The sequence below is a fragment of the Sulfitobacter sp. 1A12779 genome, from assembly GCF_043557315.1.
GTDB classification, from domain to species: Bacteria; Pseudomonadota; Alphaproteobacteria; order Rhodobacterales; family Rhodobacteraceae; genus Sulfitobacter; species Sulfitobacter faviae.
The window spans coordinates 16,231-31,388 of sequence record NZ_JBIFFU010000027.1 but is presented as its reverse complement, the minus strand read 5'-3'; the positions used below and the strand labels follow the sequence as shown (position 1 = coordinate 31,388).

11 protein-coding genes are annotated in these 15,158 nt (G+C 59.6%); all 11 read right to left on the bottom strand.

The genetic code is table 11. The annotated features are described in order from the left end of the window. Positions 1-176: 176 nt before the first annotated feature. On the bottom strand, positions 177-1,340 hold the full coding sequence (locus ACGYLQ_RS18420; RefSeq protein ID WP_197918473.1) for a cysteine desulfurase family protein: 1,164 nt from the start codon (positions 1,338-1,340) through the stop codon (positions 177-179). 4 nt (positions 1,341-1,344) lie between these two features. Further along, entirely contained in the window at positions 1,345-1,719 is a 375-nt protein-coding gene (gene dndE, locus ACGYLQ_RS18415) for a DNA sulfur modification protein DndE (RefSeq protein WP_258093605.1), read from the bottom strand. Next, entirely contained in the window at positions 1,709-3,661 is a 1,953-nt protein-coding gene (gene dndD, locus ACGYLQ_RS18410; protein WP_258093604.1) for a DNA sulfur modification protein DndD, read from the bottom strand. Before dndD ends, dndE begins: the two co-directional genes overlap by 11 nt. Further along, on the bottom strand, positions 3,658-5,121 hold the full coding sequence (gene dndC, locus ACGYLQ_RS18405; RefSeq protein WP_258093603.1) for a DNA phosphorothioation system sulfurtransferase DndC: 1,464 nt from the start codon (positions 5,119-5,121) through the stop codon (positions 3,658-3,660). Before dndC ends, dndD begins: the two co-directional genes overlap by 4 nt. Next, positions 5,118-6,224, bottom strand: a complete 1,107-nt coding sequence (gene dndB, locus ACGYLQ_RS18400; protein ID WP_258093602.1) for a DNA sulfur modification protein DndB — start codon at positions 6,222-6,224, stop codon at positions 5,118-5,120. Before dndB ends, dndC begins: the two co-directional genes overlap by 4 nt. A 290-nt stretch (positions 6,225-6,514) precedes the next feature. After that, on the bottom strand, positions 6,515-8,494 hold the full coding sequence (locus ACGYLQ_RS18395) for a type IV secretory system conjugative DNA transfer family protein (RefSeq protein ID WP_394444251.1): 1,980 nt from the start codon (positions 8,492-8,494) through the stop codon (positions 6,515-6,517). Positions 8,495-8,502: 8 nt separating this feature from the next. Continuing rightward, positions 8,503-10,836, bottom strand: coding sequence for a relaxase/mobilization nuclease domain-containing protein (locus ACGYLQ_RS18390; RefSeq protein WP_394444249.1), 2,334 nt, complete (start codon positions 10,834-10,836; stop codon positions 8,503-8,505). Further along, on the bottom strand, positions 10,823-11,416 hold the full coding sequence (locus ACGYLQ_RS18385) for a helix-turn-helix domain-containing protein (protein WP_394444247.1): 594 nt from the start codon (positions 11,414-11,416) through the stop codon (positions 10,823-10,825). The genes ACGYLQ_RS18390 and ACGYLQ_RS18385 overlap by 14 nt, the downstream gene beginning before the upstream one ends. Positions 11,417-11,978: 562 nt before the next feature. Further along, complete coding sequence (locus ACGYLQ_RS18380; protein ID WP_007120662.1) at positions 11,979-12,185, bottom strand: hypothetical protein; 207 nt, start codon at positions 12,183-12,185, stop codon at positions 11,979-11,981. Between the two features lie 539 nt (positions 12,186-12,724). Then, positions 12,725-13,741 (bottom strand): GSU2403 family nucleotidyltransferase fold protein, encoded by a 1,017-nt coding sequence (locus tag ACGYLQ_RS18375; protein ID WP_264299196.1) that lies wholly within the window; start codon positions 13,739-13,741, stop codon positions 12,725-12,727. Positions 13,742-13,873: 132 nt separating this feature from the next. Then, positions 13,874-14,803 (bottom strand): DUF2493 domain-containing protein, encoded by a 930-nt coding sequence (locus tag ACGYLQ_RS18370; RefSeq protein WP_394444245.1) that lies wholly within the window; start codon positions 14,801-14,803, stop codon positions 13,874-13,876. Between the last annotated feature and the right edge of the window lie 355 nt (positions 14,804-15,158).

The window sequence follows — 15,158 nt, the reverse complement described above, 5'->3', positions numbered from 1 at the left end:
GGAAGTGTGTTCACATGGGTCAATTCTCAGTGACAATTTATGGGGCTACCGGGTCAGTTCTCAGTGACAATCAACACTGTCTTGTAAGTCTGCTTTCGCTCAGCATCCATGGAAGTTCGGAGCCTTTATTGCTATCCTACCTATACCTCTCGAAATTGTGGCGGATCGGCTGGTTTCTAAGCTGTTTTTAAAAGCAGGAGTTCTGATGACGCCTGTAAAAAGAGTCTGATGACTTTGGATATGTCTTTTTTGCTGGTTTGCCGGCCTAAACCTAGTCGGAAAGCATTACGCGCCCTAGGAGTGTCGCCGAACATGGTAAGTAGAACATGAGAGGTTTCGACATGTTCTGTGGCGCAGGCGCTCGATGCGGAGAAGCAGATGTCGTTTCTTAGCTTCTGCATCAGCGCTTGTGGTACAACGCCGTCGATTGTGAGCGACATCGTGTTTGGCAACCGCGCCTCTGTGTTGCCATTGACCTGCACCGCTAAGGTCTCTTTGAGTTCCCTTTCAAGCTGGTCTCGCAAGGCACCAATCCGATCCCGGTCATGGTCTATGTTTTTTGAGATGAGCTGAAATGCATGTCCAATACCCGCAATGCCAGGCGTGTTTAGGGTCCCCGCCCTCAAACCCTTTTCCTGCCCGCCACCAAACATCACTGGCGCTAAGTTCACCCGTGGTTTTCGGATCGACCGGTAAAGGGCCCCTACCCCTTTCGGTCCATAGGCCTTGTGCCCGGAAAAACTCGCCAGATGGATGGGTACGTTCTTGAGATCAACTGGCACAAAAGCCGAAGCTTGCGAGAAGTCCGTGTGAAACAGCGCCCCAGCCTCTTCGGCAAGCTGGCCTGCCTCCAAGATGGGTTGCAGAACGCCCGTCTCATTGTTGGCAGCCATGATGGACACCAATCCGGTCTCATCTGTCAAAGACAGGGCCAGCTCATCGAGGGAAATCTGGCCACCTTCATCTACCCCCAATCGCGTTACCCGCGCGCCTTGGGCTTCGAGATGGTCGAAACAGGCCAGAACAGATGGGTGCTCGATCTTGCTGGTGATCAGATGCGTGCGTCCTGCCTCTTTGAGCCGAGGGAACGCTCCAAGGATCGCAAGATTGTTGGCTTCCGTGGACCCGGCTGTAAAGACAAGCTCGGTTTCCTTGCAATTGAGATGGCCCGCAATCTGCTCGCGCGCAGTCTCGACAACCCGAGCTGCCGCTGAACCTTGGCTATGCTCAACACTTGATGGGTTCGCATATACGTCCCGACTGACACGTATGACCGTCTCCAAGACCTCCGGATCAATCGGAGTAGAAGCGTTGTGGTCAAGATAAATCGGTGCCGACATCGCTTCACGCACTCCCCGCGATCAGCTCGGCCGCATCCGCCGGGGATTTGAGGCGGACCGAGAGTTGCCGCACACCACGATCGATGTGCAATCGCAAGCGCGCCAGCAAATCACTGTCGTCGGTTTCGATCTCCTCAGCTCCAAACTCGACGTATTTCAGAAGGTCGATGAAGAGAGGCTGGAAATCTCCAAAGAGCGTATAGGCGTTGAATTCTTGGCCCTCTCCCGCGTCATCGGCTGCGCCAGATATGGACCCGGCTTCAAAGGATGACAACATGGCCATGCGGCAAACGAGGTTGGGTGTCAGACCTGATCTTTGTGAAATGATCCGCACCTGGCCGGTCGCCGTCGATGAGATCCGAAACTTGTTAATGTGCATCGGTCGTCTCCAGAACCTGTGCATCCGCTTCAGCACTCAACACCGTGATCTCCGTGCGCTGTCCACCGCTCACAGCACCAATCTCAAAACGTCGGCTCACATAAGGGCTTATGATTTTTGACAAATCCGGGGTCAACTCGGTGTCGGTGCACAGCATGACGACCTGCGCCGAGCTGCGCGGCACGTAGTTTGCCATCAAGTTTGTACGGTGCTTCCGGTCCAGACGTGACAACGGCGTGTCAATGATCATCGGCAATTCGCGCCCACTTGTTCGGCCAAGCGCCCAAAGCATCGAGATCGCAAAGAGTTGTCGCTCGCCGGCGGAGAGTTCGGATGGGGTAATCTCTCTGCCCTCTTTGCCCATAAGCTTGAGCTGAAAACTGTTGGGGTCGACGATCACGTCATGCACCAGCGACTTCCGCGTGACGAGGCCGCTGAAAGCCTCAATGAAATGCTTAGAAAGCGAGGCGAGGCGCCGCTGAACAATTCGCTCCTCATACTCATTGAGCGCGGCCTGCGCTCGCGTCGCCAGGTCTCGTTTCTCTTCGGCCTTTGCAAGCGCGAAGACGGCATCCTGGGACTTACGCAACTCGCGCTCCAGCCGTTCGATCAGCGCACGAGCCTTTGTCGCCTCGCCTTGCTTTCGATTGAGCTCAGTTTCGACGGCGCCCAGTTCGAACTCTGCTTTCTTCAACTCCTCAAATGCGCCCGAGGCAGCACCGGGACGGAAGTTCTTCAACTGATCCTTCAAGGTTGCACGTTGCTTTTGCAGCTCAGCCAGTTGCGCAGCCATTGTGGCCACCTTCACCCGTTCGTCCGCAACCTGAGAAAGTTTCGCCAAGACCCAGTCCGGTTCCGTGCTCAGAGCCATTCTAGGCCCGTTGCTTTGGCTGGTCTTAGCGAAGTCTTTGAGCTGCGCAAAATGCGTCTTCGTCCATGTCTTGTCGTCTTTGCCCACGGCCGCCTGAAAACTCGAAACAAAGGCTTCGATTGCTGTCGCGCTTTGCTGCCCGCGCGCCTTCTCCAAGTCTGCTGAGAACCGTTCGAGAAGTTTAGGAGCCAGGGCAAAAGGCGCGACGCCGTTTACAAGCGACTTTAACGCGTTGGTTTGTTTGGTCAGGTCAGCTTCGACCCGCTTTAGCTCCTCTGATAGGGTTTCACGGCTGAGCGCGATACTTCCCCCCTCTTGTTCAAAGACTTTCTGTGACGCCTCGCTTCGGCGCGCGAGCTGGGTACGCTTTACTGATAGCGATCCAATCTCCTCTTCAGCCAAGACCAGATCAGACTTTGCGATCTCCAAGTCGCGCCGGAGACCTTCTAAGTCGGTGTCACCGCCCCGGTCCATGCTGCGTGATTTGTAGAGGGCGAGATCGCCCCGAAGCTGATCGAGAATATCGATCCCCAGCAAGGATTTGATTGCATCTGTCAGCCCAGTGTTTTCCTGATCGTCAGCAATGTCTTGGATCTTCTCTCCATCGAAAAAGAAAAGCTGCGACACCCCAGCTGGAATGATGTCTTCAAGATAGTGGTTCCAATCCTCGCTGGGGATATCTTCCACCGGTGCGCCATTGCGTTCAAACTCAAGGCTTTCAATGACGCTGGCACCGCGAGCAGCCCAAGATCGCCGCACGGTGTAGAGGTCCTCATTGCCGAGGTGTTGGCTCTTGAATGCCAGTTCGACGGAGGCTCTGCGGTCCTTTGCGAAGTTGTTGATCCGTTTAAAGAGATGCCGCTCATATTCGGCCTGCCCAACACGCGCGCCAAGGGCGCGTTTGCCATAGAGCGCCAAACGTACGGATTCCAGGAACGTTGTCTTCCCTGCACCATTATGGCCAACGACCAAAACCACAGTTTTTTGCTCGTCTGGCTCGGGTGCAAGATCGAAGCGGTGCTCACCGCCATAGAGACCAAAATTGATGAGGCGTAGAGACTGTAAGATCATGATTCAGTCTCAAACAGGGGGTTGGACGAAGATGCCTCGCGATCTTTCAATCGCGCTTTGCGCTCGTTTAGCACTATTGTTTCGTCTCGCCACTCTTGCTCCAGGATCGAAGCGATCTTTCGGTGAATAAGTGTCCGGCGTTTCAGACCCCGCACAGAACGCTCTGCCTCCAGGAGCTGAGCCAAGAGACGTGGCGGCAAATCATGCGCGGCGCAGACATCCGCTAGGACCTTTGCGTCATCGGCTTGGAATTCAAATCCGTCGGTCGCATCGGCCGGGAGTTCCTTTCCCGTCACAGCTTTGAGGGTCTCTGAAACAGCGTCTCCCCAGTCACCCTGTTCGCTCCGCCAGATCCGACGGATTTCCCGCAGCTCTTCCACCTGAATAAGGTCGGTCTTCTCTCCTGGCGGTGCATTAGCATTCACCTGCTCTTGCGCCTCCAGTAGTTTTCTCAAGAGCTCTTTGCGGTACTCGAAAAGATAGGGCCCCGGAATGGATGCCTCTGCATCGCCCACGAAGGTCACAGAGCCGTCCCGTCTGCGAAAATCTCGAAACTCCCGTTTCCGCTCGGGATTTTGTGTTTCAGCCAGCTCGTCACGTAGATCAAGCAAGGGCTCAAGCCATTCCTCGCCATTCTCAACAAGCGCCTCCATGGCCTTGTCTTTTGTCACAACCGTGCACACCCAGCAGCCAAAGCGGGAATTCCCACAGCTTTCGGTTTGCTTGTCGACCACAAGTGGGCACTCGCCAGCTTGCGCGTTTCGATACATCGCAAGCAAATCGCGGTTGTCCGATCCCCAAGGTGACTGATTTTGCAGCAAGAAAGCCCAGACATCATCCACACTAAAGGTCTCGATCGGCGTGAAGACGAAAGCGCCGGGCAAGGTCGAGTGGCGAGACAAAGACGTCCCGTCGATCTTGTGCAGCGACATCACTTGCGCGCGCGTTGCGCTTTCTGATGACCGGACGCCCAGAACCATGACAACTTCGCCATATTCGGCAACGCGGTTCTTGATGAAGGCATTGGCCGGGTCGATCTTCAAGCGCTCCGTGCACCAGCGAAAGCGTTTTGATGGTGCAGGATATCCGCGACCAATCAGGTTCACCCAGAAGCTATCCGAGATCTCCGGAACCACCTTTTGTGCGGTGATAGGCATGTTCTGGTCTGCCGCTGCCGCGTTGATCGCAGCCAAAGTCTCGTCGATGTAGTTTACGATCACTGGCGTTTCGACAAGGGTGTCGGAGCTCAAGACGAAGATTGGCTTGCGTCGCGCATCTTCCGGGAGCGTACGAATAGCACTCCAGATCAGCTGCAACGCACAGGTTGAATCCTTTCCGCCGCTATACCCGATCACCCATGGCCGGTCGTCCGCTGCATAAACGGTGCGGATATGTTCCTGCAGAGCGCCAAGATCGAGCCCTGTTCTCTTTGTTTGGTTGGTTTCATTATTCGATGTCATGCGACGACTTTCTCCTCAGCCAATGACGCCAAGTAGTCGTCTTCATTCGCTTGTTCTTTTTCATTGAGTGGCAAACCCACTGCCCCAATTAGGACGTTGGCCGCCAGATGTACGGATTTCACACTTCCATCCATTCCGCGCGCGCCCATGACGCGTGGACGCCAGAGCTGGGCGTTGCGCTTGCTCCAATTGATCTCCGCGAGCGGCGCCAGGCTTTCCGCCCACCCATCAGGTTTAGCTCCAATCAGTCTTGCCCCCAGGACACCAAACGCCTGCAACATGACGCCATGCGCATGAACGGTTTCTTTGCGCAAATCACCTGCCGTTGTCGCGCCGCGCATCAGTTTCTGCCAGTCCGGGATGACCTCAGAAACCTGACGCCAATATGCGATCACGGTGCTTTCAGTGTTTTCACCGAACCGATCGGCGTCTTGCCCGGCCAGCCACTTGTTGGCTTGATTCAGGCTGGACAAGGTAAAGAGGTTTTTGGCCCGGTTTGAAAGAGATGTTTTTTCGAGCTCGGTGAATTCTTGGAAAAACGGAATGTCCTCTAACACACGCGTGCTCAGACGCGCCAAAGGATTTCTGCGGTCATAGAGGACGTTCAACGACCCAGATGGACGTACGGCATTCTTGTTGAGGTCTGCGAACATTTGTTGGCAGCGCTCCAGCCCCTCATCGACGAAAAGCACAACCGAGATGGTTTCGTTTTCCAGTTTGGGTCGCGTCTTGAGGGCTTCTTCGATTGCAGCGCGCCGATGCTGTCCATCGTTTAGGATGATGCGCGCTGTCATCGAAAGCCGTAGCTCGCCTACATTTCGGAACTGAAGACCATCGCTGGCTGGGGAAAACTCAAGATCACCATCCACAGACGCGCAGAGAGACGAGAGCGTATATTCTTCGAAGTTTTCCGAGAGGTAGGATGCGATTTGCGGAACGCGGACATTTGACAGCACTCGTTGAGCGCGCAGGTCTGCTGGCAGTTCCTGACTGTCGAAATCGAAAATCTTCGGCACCATCTTAAGAGGAACCATGATCACATAATATTCGGTTCCAGCCTGGACGCCGCGTATGGCTGCAAAATTATAGAAATTACCGCTCATATGACCCCCTACTGCTGGGTGGAAGTCTATGGAAGTCTCTTCGGAAGTCAACCCCCCCCTAAGGGCGTCTGTAGCGGCTGCTTCCTTCTAAACAAAACGTCACGGCCAACTAGCGCAATTCTATGTTGAGGACGAGTAAATTCGGCATCTGGCTCGATGCGCAGCAAATAGCCCAAAAATGTGGGCGGTCGACTTCAATATGAGGGCCGCGAACCCTTCGATATGAGGCTTAGTCTTGTCCAGCTTTCCTCTTCGATCAAATCTCTAATCCGACGAACCGGTAGGTCGCCTCAAAGGCCTTGTTTCAAAATCGTCTCAAACTCGCTTAGACCATCCACAGCCGTCCGTACATCCTCATTGACTTCGCCTCGCGGCAGATAATCCGATGATACCTGCGCCACAAAATTCATCTCCATCTGCCGCTGTTCCTCGGCGACGACGGCTTGAACGACAGGCGCGGTCTTCTTTGGAGCGACATCAGTTTTCCCTGACGATTGGCCATCAGCAGCCTGGAGTGCGGCCTCAACATCGGCCTCGGGTCCGCCCGAATCGTTCGCTGGCGGTGTCATCGGCATCGCGCGCATACTCAACGGCAACGTGCCCTGCGACCCACCTCCCCCCGGTTCCGGGAACGGCAACTCGCCCGTCTGCGCCGCGTGGATCGCCTTGAACAGCCGATCGTTAAAATACTGGATCCGCTTCCCGCGGACAGGCATCTGGGCATCGATGACCATGACGATCTCGTCGAGCGGCAGGCGGCGCGCCTCATCTTCCGGCAACAGCGAGCTTTCCTCAGTCCGTGTCGATTGGCTGCGGCCTTCGAATGGGTTCTTGCCGATTGATTGAGATCGCGTGACCACGGTCTTCGTGGTCTTACCGACCGCCTTGCTCAGCTCCTCGACTGTCTTCTCATCCGAGGGCGTCAGGTACAGCTTCACGCCGGCGTTGCCCTGCAGGGCGCGGCGGGTGTTCTCGCCGTAAATTTCATCGAGGGCGGGGATGGTTTGTGTCACCACGGCCAAATGACCGCGATAGGTGCGCAAGGTCTCGATGCTCTCAACCACGATGGGCATCTTGCCGAGGCGATTGAACTCATCGAGCATGATCATCACCGGCCAAGGCTCGTCTGGCCCGGGATCCTTTTCTTGCATGGCGGAGAGAAGGTCAGAGAAGAAGAGCCTGATCAGCGGCGCGAGCGGCTTCACCATCAGCGGCTGGACGACGAGGTAGACGGAGAAGGGCTTCTTGCGGATCGTGCGGAAATCAAAGTCCGACACCGCCGTCGCCTCATCGATGGCCGGATTCTGCCATTGATCGAGCCCCGAGGTCATCAGAAGCGAGACGTAGGAGGTCAGCGTATCGTTGTTGGTCGAAGCGAGCCGCGTGAAGATCAATTTGGCGGCCCTGTTGTCGACCTCGTGACCCCGCGCGAAGTATTCCTTCTGCTTGTTCCCGCCCGAGGCGGCGATGCGGTAGATTTCGCCTAGGGTCGGGCGCTTACGCTGGAAGGCCAAAAGCCCTGCGGCGACGAAGAGATCGATCCCGCCCTTCAGGAGACCCTGAACCCGGTCATTGTCGCTTTGCAGGAAGAGCGTCGCCAGGAGCTGCAATTCCATCTGCTGGCGCGCGGGATCCTTCAATTGATAGATGCGCAGGAGCGGGTTGTAGCGATGCGTGCGCTTGCCCTCCCAATCGGTGGGGGCAAAGCGATAGACCTTGTCGCCTTGGGCTGCGCGATGCCGGGCCGTGGCCTCGAAACACTCGCCCTTCACATCGAGCGTCACGGCGGAGCCCTGCCAGGTCAGCAGGTTCGGAATGACGAAGCCCGTGGTCTTGCCGCGGCCCGTGGGCGCCACGATCAGCGCGTGCGGGAAGACTTTCGAGCAAATGTATTTCGCGCTGGATTTTGGAGAACCCAGCTTGCCGAGGATGAAGCCGGTGCCGGGCGCGCCGAAAAAACCATTGGACTTCATCTCGCGCGCAGTCTGCCAATGGGTCTGGCCAAAGCGTGTCAGAGCGGACCCCGAGAGGGCGAGGCTCAGCATCATGCCGGCGGCGGCGAAGCTGCCGATGATCAGGTGGATCAGCTGGGCATCCTCGGGGCGGCGATCGAGGATCGCCAGATAGTTCTGCGCGATATAGGCAAAGTCGATCTCGGCCCCGAAGCCTAGATCCTGGTAGGTCAGTACCGCCGAGGCGATGGTATAGCCCATGGCCCCGGTCACCAGCGTCACCAACAGGACGCCCGTGGCGATCCGCGCCTTTCCCATGGCGGCGCTCAATGGACCTGACCCCGCTCGGTTTCGCCATCCACGTCTGTCGCGCGGTGTTTTTCAAATTCGGCATCGGCCAGTTCATCGACCACCTGACGCAGGGCCTCCGTGTTGGCCGTCGCGGCATCGGATTGCAGGTAGACCTTGGCGACATAGAGCCGGTCGAGGCGGTCCTCGAGAACCTTGTCCAGCGCATCGGCATCGCCGGATGTGAGCCGGTCTAGTTGGCGAACGTCCAGCACCCGCGCGATCTCACCGCGGAAGGCGTCGCGCTCCGCGTCGGTCTCGAAGGGCGCGGACAACTCCCCCGCCCGCTCATGGTCCAGAACACGCGCAATCTCCTCTGCGAGGCGGTCGGACCGGTCAAACTGCGGTGCAGTTTCATCGCGGGTCGCTAGACGTTCGTCACGCTTGCCCAACCCGAGCCCGTCGCGCATCTCGGTTTCGCGGCGGACCTGATTGATGGCCTCCGTGTCGCGTATCTCGACGACGGCCGCATAGGTCGCACCGAGCCCACGGGCAAGGTGGGACGGCATGTCCGGATAGCGCGTGCGCAAGTCATCCGTGACAGCATCTGCAACGGGCGTGCGGACGTCGCGTCCCTCCATGATCCGGTCGACCTCGCGGGTGATCGCGCTGGCGCGGGCCGCATCGGTGATGGTCTCCCTGTAGGGCTCAGACCGGTCGATCACATCGCCGGGACGTACGAGCAAGTCCGGGTGTGCCTCGAGATATGCGCGCTGCTCGGTCTCGATCCGGCGCTCCGCCCTTGAGACAACCTCCCAGTCCCGGTCCTCGATCTGCTGCGCTGTCAGGCCCTCTGCGCGCATCTCCTGACGGATTGTCCCTTCCATCGCCCGGACCGAGTCCTCGTGATAGTGGAACCCCTCGCTGACCGCTTCTGCTTCCACGACGCCATCCCGGCGCAACACGTTCTCCCGTTCCAAAAGCGTACCAAGCGCGACATGCACATCGTTGAGAATGTCGCGCGCCTGTTCCAGATCAGCGCGGCGTTCGAGGTTCAGATCGCGCGCCTCGGCCACTTTGGAGAGATCATCTGCGATCCATTGATGCTCGAGCGCTGCATTTGAGGCCCCGGTCTCGATCCGGGCCACCACTTCGGATGTGCTGATCCCCGTGCCCCGTAGTGCCGCGTCAATGCGCGATCTCAGATCGGGCTCTGCCAGACGCTCGCGCTGGTTGGTGTCGATATTGGCTTCGGAATAGATCCCGCCCTCCGATGGGGCCTCTGACAGCGTGGATGATCGCAAACCGAGAGGCTGCATGTGCTGGACCTGCGTCTGGATCTCGATGAGGCGCTTTTCCAGGACGGGACGTTCCGCGTCAGGCTTCTCGGCGATCATGCCCTGCACCCGCGCGAGCTTTTCCGCATAGAGGCTTCTCAGATCCTCGAAGCTTTGATCCTCGGCCATATACACATCTCCTGTTCGGTCCACCTGTCCGCCATGCGCCAGCACCTCGCCCGCGCGGAAGAGTGCCGCGGCAATATCCTCGCGGGCCTCGCGCGAAGCCTCCGCGGCAAGCGAATGGTAGACGGTTCTGGTATTGGCGATCTCCGCCAGCGTCCGGGTCAGGTCCTGCCCCACGCGTTCGCGCTCGCGGGGCGCGCGCCCCTCTTCTTTCGCCGCATAGACCTCGCGGGTAGTGGCGGGGTAATGCACAACCCCGCGATCCACCCGCCGCGTGGCTTCCAGCCGCACGCCGTACTTCTCCGCCTCCTCGACCATGGCGAGGCGGAAATCGTCATAGTTGAACCGATGGTTGCGCCCGAGGAAGAAGAACTCACCTTCCTGCGAGCGACGGTTCAGCACCAGATGCGCATGGGGGTGATCGCGGTCCTCATGCACCGCGATGATGTAGTCGAAATGCCCCGCGTCGGTCTGGAAGAACCGCTCGGCCACATCCGTTGCGATATCGCGCACATCCTCACCGCGCGTGCCGATGGGGAAAGACATGAGCATGTGGGTGGTCTGCCCGAGCTTGGGCTTGAAGCCCGCATCCCACCGCTTGGCAAAGCGCTCGGTGAGGTCCTTGATGTCACCCGCCTCGAGCTTCGCCTTGCCATCCAGGAAGCCGCTACTGTCCACGATATGGGTGGACTTGGTGGTGAGGTACTCGAGCTGGTTTGTGAACTGTGATTTGGTATGCGTACCGCCGCCCCGGATCGCCTTGAAGACGGCTGGCCGATGCCCTGCCGCCGCGCGCACAAGCTGGCTCTGCTTGGCCACGTGCAGCCCCTGCATCGAGCCCCGGATCCGGCTCCAGCCGTCCCGGAAAACCTCCCCGGTGACCGCGTCAACCGCATCATTCAGCCGCATGGGCAAACTCCCTCAGCGCGGCCGTAGCCTCCAGCTGCATCGCGTCGCGACGGCGGCGCAGGAGCAGGTCGATCTCATCAGCGGAATCGAGGATGAATCGCGCCAGCCCGCGCATCTGCGCGAGGCGCAATTCGGAGAACTCGGCCCCCGCGTTCCCTGTGCCCCCCTGCCCCAACCGGTTGGCCTTCGTCATCTGCTTGGCGATCTGCGCGACCCAATTGCCGACCTCGTGCAAAGAGGCCCTGTATCGCGCCATTTCAGCTGCCATCTGCGCGTCCGGAACGAACACCCCACCCGCCGCCTGGATGAGCCGCCGCAGCCCCTCGGCCCGGCTCTCGATCCCGGCGGCGGCCAGCACCGCGTCGAGCGCCTCAAGCTCCGCAGCCGTGACCTTCACACTGACCGCGGAGACCGGGATCGCGGCATCCGTCTGGCGCTCGGCATCGGCTTTGAGCGTGTACTGGATCGCTCGCGACGACACGCCAAACCGTTCAGCAAGCTCAGACGTCGACACACCTTCTGCAGCCTCGCGAACGATCTCCATACGGTCCGCACCTGTGAGACGTTTTGAGCGCGACATGCGAAGAAAGACCTCCTATTTCCTGCCACCTTCCACCAAGGCTGACCCCACCTTACGATAATATACCACGCTGTCAATTATATACTTACGTCGCATTCAGACTTAGTCAGCCTTGGTGTCCGCTTCGCGCCGCGGCCCGCAGGGACGCGGCTCTGCCACCCTCACCATCGGGCGACCACCTGTCCAATGGGTCCCCTTCCCCAGCACCGCCCGAGGGTCTGGCCGAACACGCACGTGTTCGGACGGAACCGCGGGCGGGCGCAAACCCCACCGACAGGGCGGACAGGCAGGGTCAAGGAGGGCCAGATTTGGCTCCGCCAAATCTCTGCCGCAAAAACCGGGAGGCCCTGGCCTGCCTGTTTTTGTGGATGGCCCCCTTGAGGCTGACTGGCCGGTCTGTCGCGGCCGGATCATTCCGAGCGGCGATCGTCCGTTGCGCGCGCAGCGACCGGCACCAAGAGGAGGTCACTTCGGGCGAACTGACCGCCGGACACGGCATCCCTGGAACAGGGATCGGGCCGCCCCAAGATCGTCCTGGGGCGGCCCATCCTCGCCAGAGGATTTAGTCCTGGGGATCTTTCGCGCTCGGTGGGAACATCACCAGCTCCGAGACCGCGACCGGGAAGTCGAGCTTGAGGCTGAAGAACTCCGAGCCGTCCCCGTTGCGGGTGTTGCGGAACATGGCGCCCACGCGTTGGAATCGGGTGCGCTCCTGGCCATCGGTATCGGTGAACTTGACGGGAACGGTGGCGACGTAGTGGTTGGTCATTTGGGTTACTCCTTATTGCGATGAGGATCACCCAGCACGAGGGCAAGAGGACCGGTCGCAAGCGCAAATGCGGAGGGTCCGCGGCTAGCCGTGGAAGCCGTATTTGTGCTTGCCGAAGCGTGAGCTGAGGGCACGATTGGGCCGACCCCGTGCGATCCACATCTATGAGCAAAAAGGAGAGACCCGGATGACCCTTGCTATCACGCAGCCGCCACCATCCGCGTCCGCGTCCCACCGAGCCTGGCCGGGGTGCTGACGGAGCCCGCCCGCGTGGATGCGATGTTCCGAAACATCACCCGAAGGTTGTACAGGTCTTCAGCCTCATGTGCGATGTCTCGACCCCTCGGTTTTGCGCTGCTGACGATGTGCGAGGTGCGCACCATCCCCAGCCCATACCGATGCGGATGGGCCGCACTCTGACGGGCTGGGTAGAGGGATGACGGTGCTGGCCGCCGCGAGTTGCTGAAAAAGTGTGACCGATCGCACGCGCCATGAGACATGACGAAAGGGCCGCGCCAAGCGCGACCCCGTTACGGCCATCACGCGCCCAAGCTGTCGAGCAACCCGCTGGTATCAGGCATTCGCTTCAGCGAGTTGCCGATGTGCTCCCGCCAGCGCGGCCCAACCTCCATTGCGGTGGCATAGGCCCGAGCCAGATCATCGGGCCGGTCCTCAGCCATCGCTTCGATAAGGAAAGCCGCCTGCTCGCGGTCCTTCGCGGATTTCAGGCTCCCTGCCCCATCGCGGCGCCGGTCGGCAATGATCAGTTTGTGGACTGCATAACGCTCCGGGCGGGGCACCTGCACCAGAACGCCGGATCTATAGATCGCCGCCGCGTGGATCGGCTCAGCGATCAGGAAGTTGAGATAGTTCAATCCTTGGGCGTTCACGCCCAATGCTGGCAGATCACGGATGGTCTCATCTCCGAACGCCGGTGTGAGAAACTCGACCAACTGGCCGCTGCCACCCTGGGCCCATCGCCATGTCCGACCTTGGTCAAGAGCTGGCAGAGGATCGAATTTGAGCGCTGAGAACGTCTCGGCAAGACCCGGGTCGACCTGATCCTGCAACGCAACGCTGAGCTTCTCGAACTGCGCGATGTCGATGTCGCCAGTATTGGCCATACCGCCAATTGGCAGACGGATACCAAGCTCGCCTTCATAGAGGCGAAATGCATTGGTTCCGACGATGGTGCCACCCAAACGGAAGGTTCCGGCTGCGGCCATGGCCGACAGGATGGAACCGGTCGCCCGGTCGATGGGCGTCATGCCTTCCGCACGCAAGAGCCGAACAAGCCGCGACCGTTCCGCCTGCCGATCCTTGGCCGTTGCGCGCAGCTCTTCGATCCGGTCGATGCGCGCGCGCGTCTCGTCGCTGTCTTCGCCGATATAGATGAACCGCATCTCCGTCCCGACACGGCGCGCGGCATACCAATAAGCCTTATCCCCACGCTCCTTGAGCGTGGGCTTGCCTTCGACACCGGACAAGGCGTCGTCCTTCAGAAGACGCACCAGGTCGGTATAGGCGCTCATCGCGATGCTGCTGAGTGGGGTCATGCCTATCATTTCCAAGTTTTGCTTGGCATTCATATACCTATCAAAACAGGAAATTGCTAGGCAAAGTGATTTGGAGAACGTCCACACCCATAAGAAACGACAAAAGGGCCGCCCGAAGGCGACCCTCTCTCTTCAATCCTGCGACGCCTTCTTCGCCGGGTCCGCAACCCGCATGACCGTCAGGCCTTTCGCTTCCGCCTTCTGCCCGAGGTTCAGCGCGACCCCGTTGCCGCCGAAGAGCACAACCCCCGTCGCCGCGAACTTGTCGTCCAGCATCTCGTCGTTGCACTTGAACGGTGCCGCCCGCCCGTGTGCGGACCAGCGCGGATCGAAGCGCGCTTGCGCTACCCCGCGCGCCCGCGCCCACCGAGCCGCGATCATCTCCGCCCCGTGCTTGCCACCCTTGTGGCAGAGGAATATCTCTTGGTTACGGTTCTGCTTGATCCGCTCCCGAACCTTGTCGAGCGTGTTGAAGATCACATCGACATCGGTCCAGTCGGTGGCGCCCGAAACGATCAGGGGCACCCCCTCGACTTTCGACTTCTCGGCGGTTTCGCGATCATGCTGCTCGAGGAGTTGCCGCGCCTCGAAGACCGCCCCGGTCTCTTGCGCCCGGATGCTTGCGCGCGACCCGGCTGCCGGGATGAAGGCGTGACCGGTCTCGATCTCGTAGCATTCCGCCGCCGCCTCGCTCATCACCTCGATGGCGCTGACAACCTCGCGCAGCTGCAGGAAGCGGGCCTGCGCCCCTTCGAGCGCGGTCTCGGCGATCTCCGATCCGTCGTGAGATTTTGCCAGCGCGCCGATCTTGTCGGCGGTGCGGTCGACCTCCTTGCCGAGCGCCACCTTGCGGCGCTGCAGGATCGTGGCGAGCCCATGGGCCAGCGGTTCGATTTCCGCCTCGAGTCCGGTCCCACGCAGCGGACCGAGCAGAGCCTCGAAGCTTTCGCGGACGATGTGGTCAGTCAGGACGTGATCTTCCGGGATCGGGAGCTGTGCGTCCTTCTCGGTCAGTCCGAAAAGTTCGATGGTCTCGTAGGTGTTTGCATTGTCGTAAGCCATGTCTGGTCTCCAGTATTCGGTTGTGGAGCCACCACGTGAGTGTGGGGGCATGGCCGAATGCCTGGTTTCCGAATCTGCCCGGGTCAGGGACGGCGCAGCCGCCGGCTTGCCGGGCGCAAAAGTTTTCCGAGCGCAGCACCCGACACATGCGCGCGCTCACGCACGGGTTCACCCCAAGTCACCGGCCCCGCCCTCGCCGAAAAGTTTTGCGATCCTTGACGCGGGCAGATTTGGGGGCCATCCGGAGGATATGCTTCCACACTCATGTGTGTGTGTTTTGACGGTAGGTTTGCCCGACACGAGCAGGCAAACGGCCCGACCGGACGCGGGAGACGGATGGAGCGGCGGGATCGTT

Bases quoted from the DNA above. Each gene is read 5' to 3' on its own strand.
- ACGYLQ_RS18420 (WP_197918473.1), bottom strand. From the start codon at position 1,340: ATGTCGGCACCGATTTATCTTGACCACAACGCTTCTACTCCGATTGAT.
- dndE (WP_258093605.1), bottom strand. From the start codon at position 1,719: ATGCACATTAACAAGTTTCGGATCTCATCGACGGCGACCGGCCAGGTG.
- dndD (WP_258093604.1), bottom strand. From the start codon at position 3,661: ATGATCTTACAGTCTCTACGCCTCATCAATTTTGGTCTCTATGGCGGT.
- dndC (WP_258093603.1), bottom strand. From the start codon at position 5,121: ATGACATCGAATAATGAAACCAACCAAACAAAGAGAACAGGGCTCGAT.
- dndB (WP_258093602.1), bottom strand. From the start codon at position 6,224: ATGAGCGGTAATTTCTATAATTTTGCAGCCATACGCGGCGTCCAGGCT.
- ACGYLQ_RS18395 (WP_394444251.1), bottom strand. From the start codon at position 8,494: ATGGGAAAGGCGCGGATCGCCACGGGCGTCCTGTTGGTGACGCTGGTG.
- ACGYLQ_RS18390 (WP_394444249.1), bottom strand. From the start codon at position 10,836: ATGCGGCTGAATGATGCGGTTGACGCGGTCACCGGGGAGGTTTTCCGG.
- ACGYLQ_RS18385 (WP_394444247.1), bottom strand. From the start codon at position 11,416: ATGTCGCGCTCAAAACGTCTCACAGGTGCGGACCGTATGGAGATCGTT.
- ACGYLQ_RS18380 (WP_007120662.1), bottom strand. From the start codon at position 12,185: ATGACCAACCACTACGTCGCCACCGTTCCCGTCAAGTTCACCGATACC.
- ACGYLQ_RS18375 (WP_264299196.1), bottom strand. From the start codon at position 13,741: ATGACCCCACTCAGCAGCATCGCGATGAGCGCCTATACCGACCTGGTG.
- ACGYLQ_RS18370 (WP_394444245.1), bottom strand. From the start codon at position 14,803: ATGGCTTACGACAATGCAAACACCTACGAGACCATCGAACTTTTCGGA.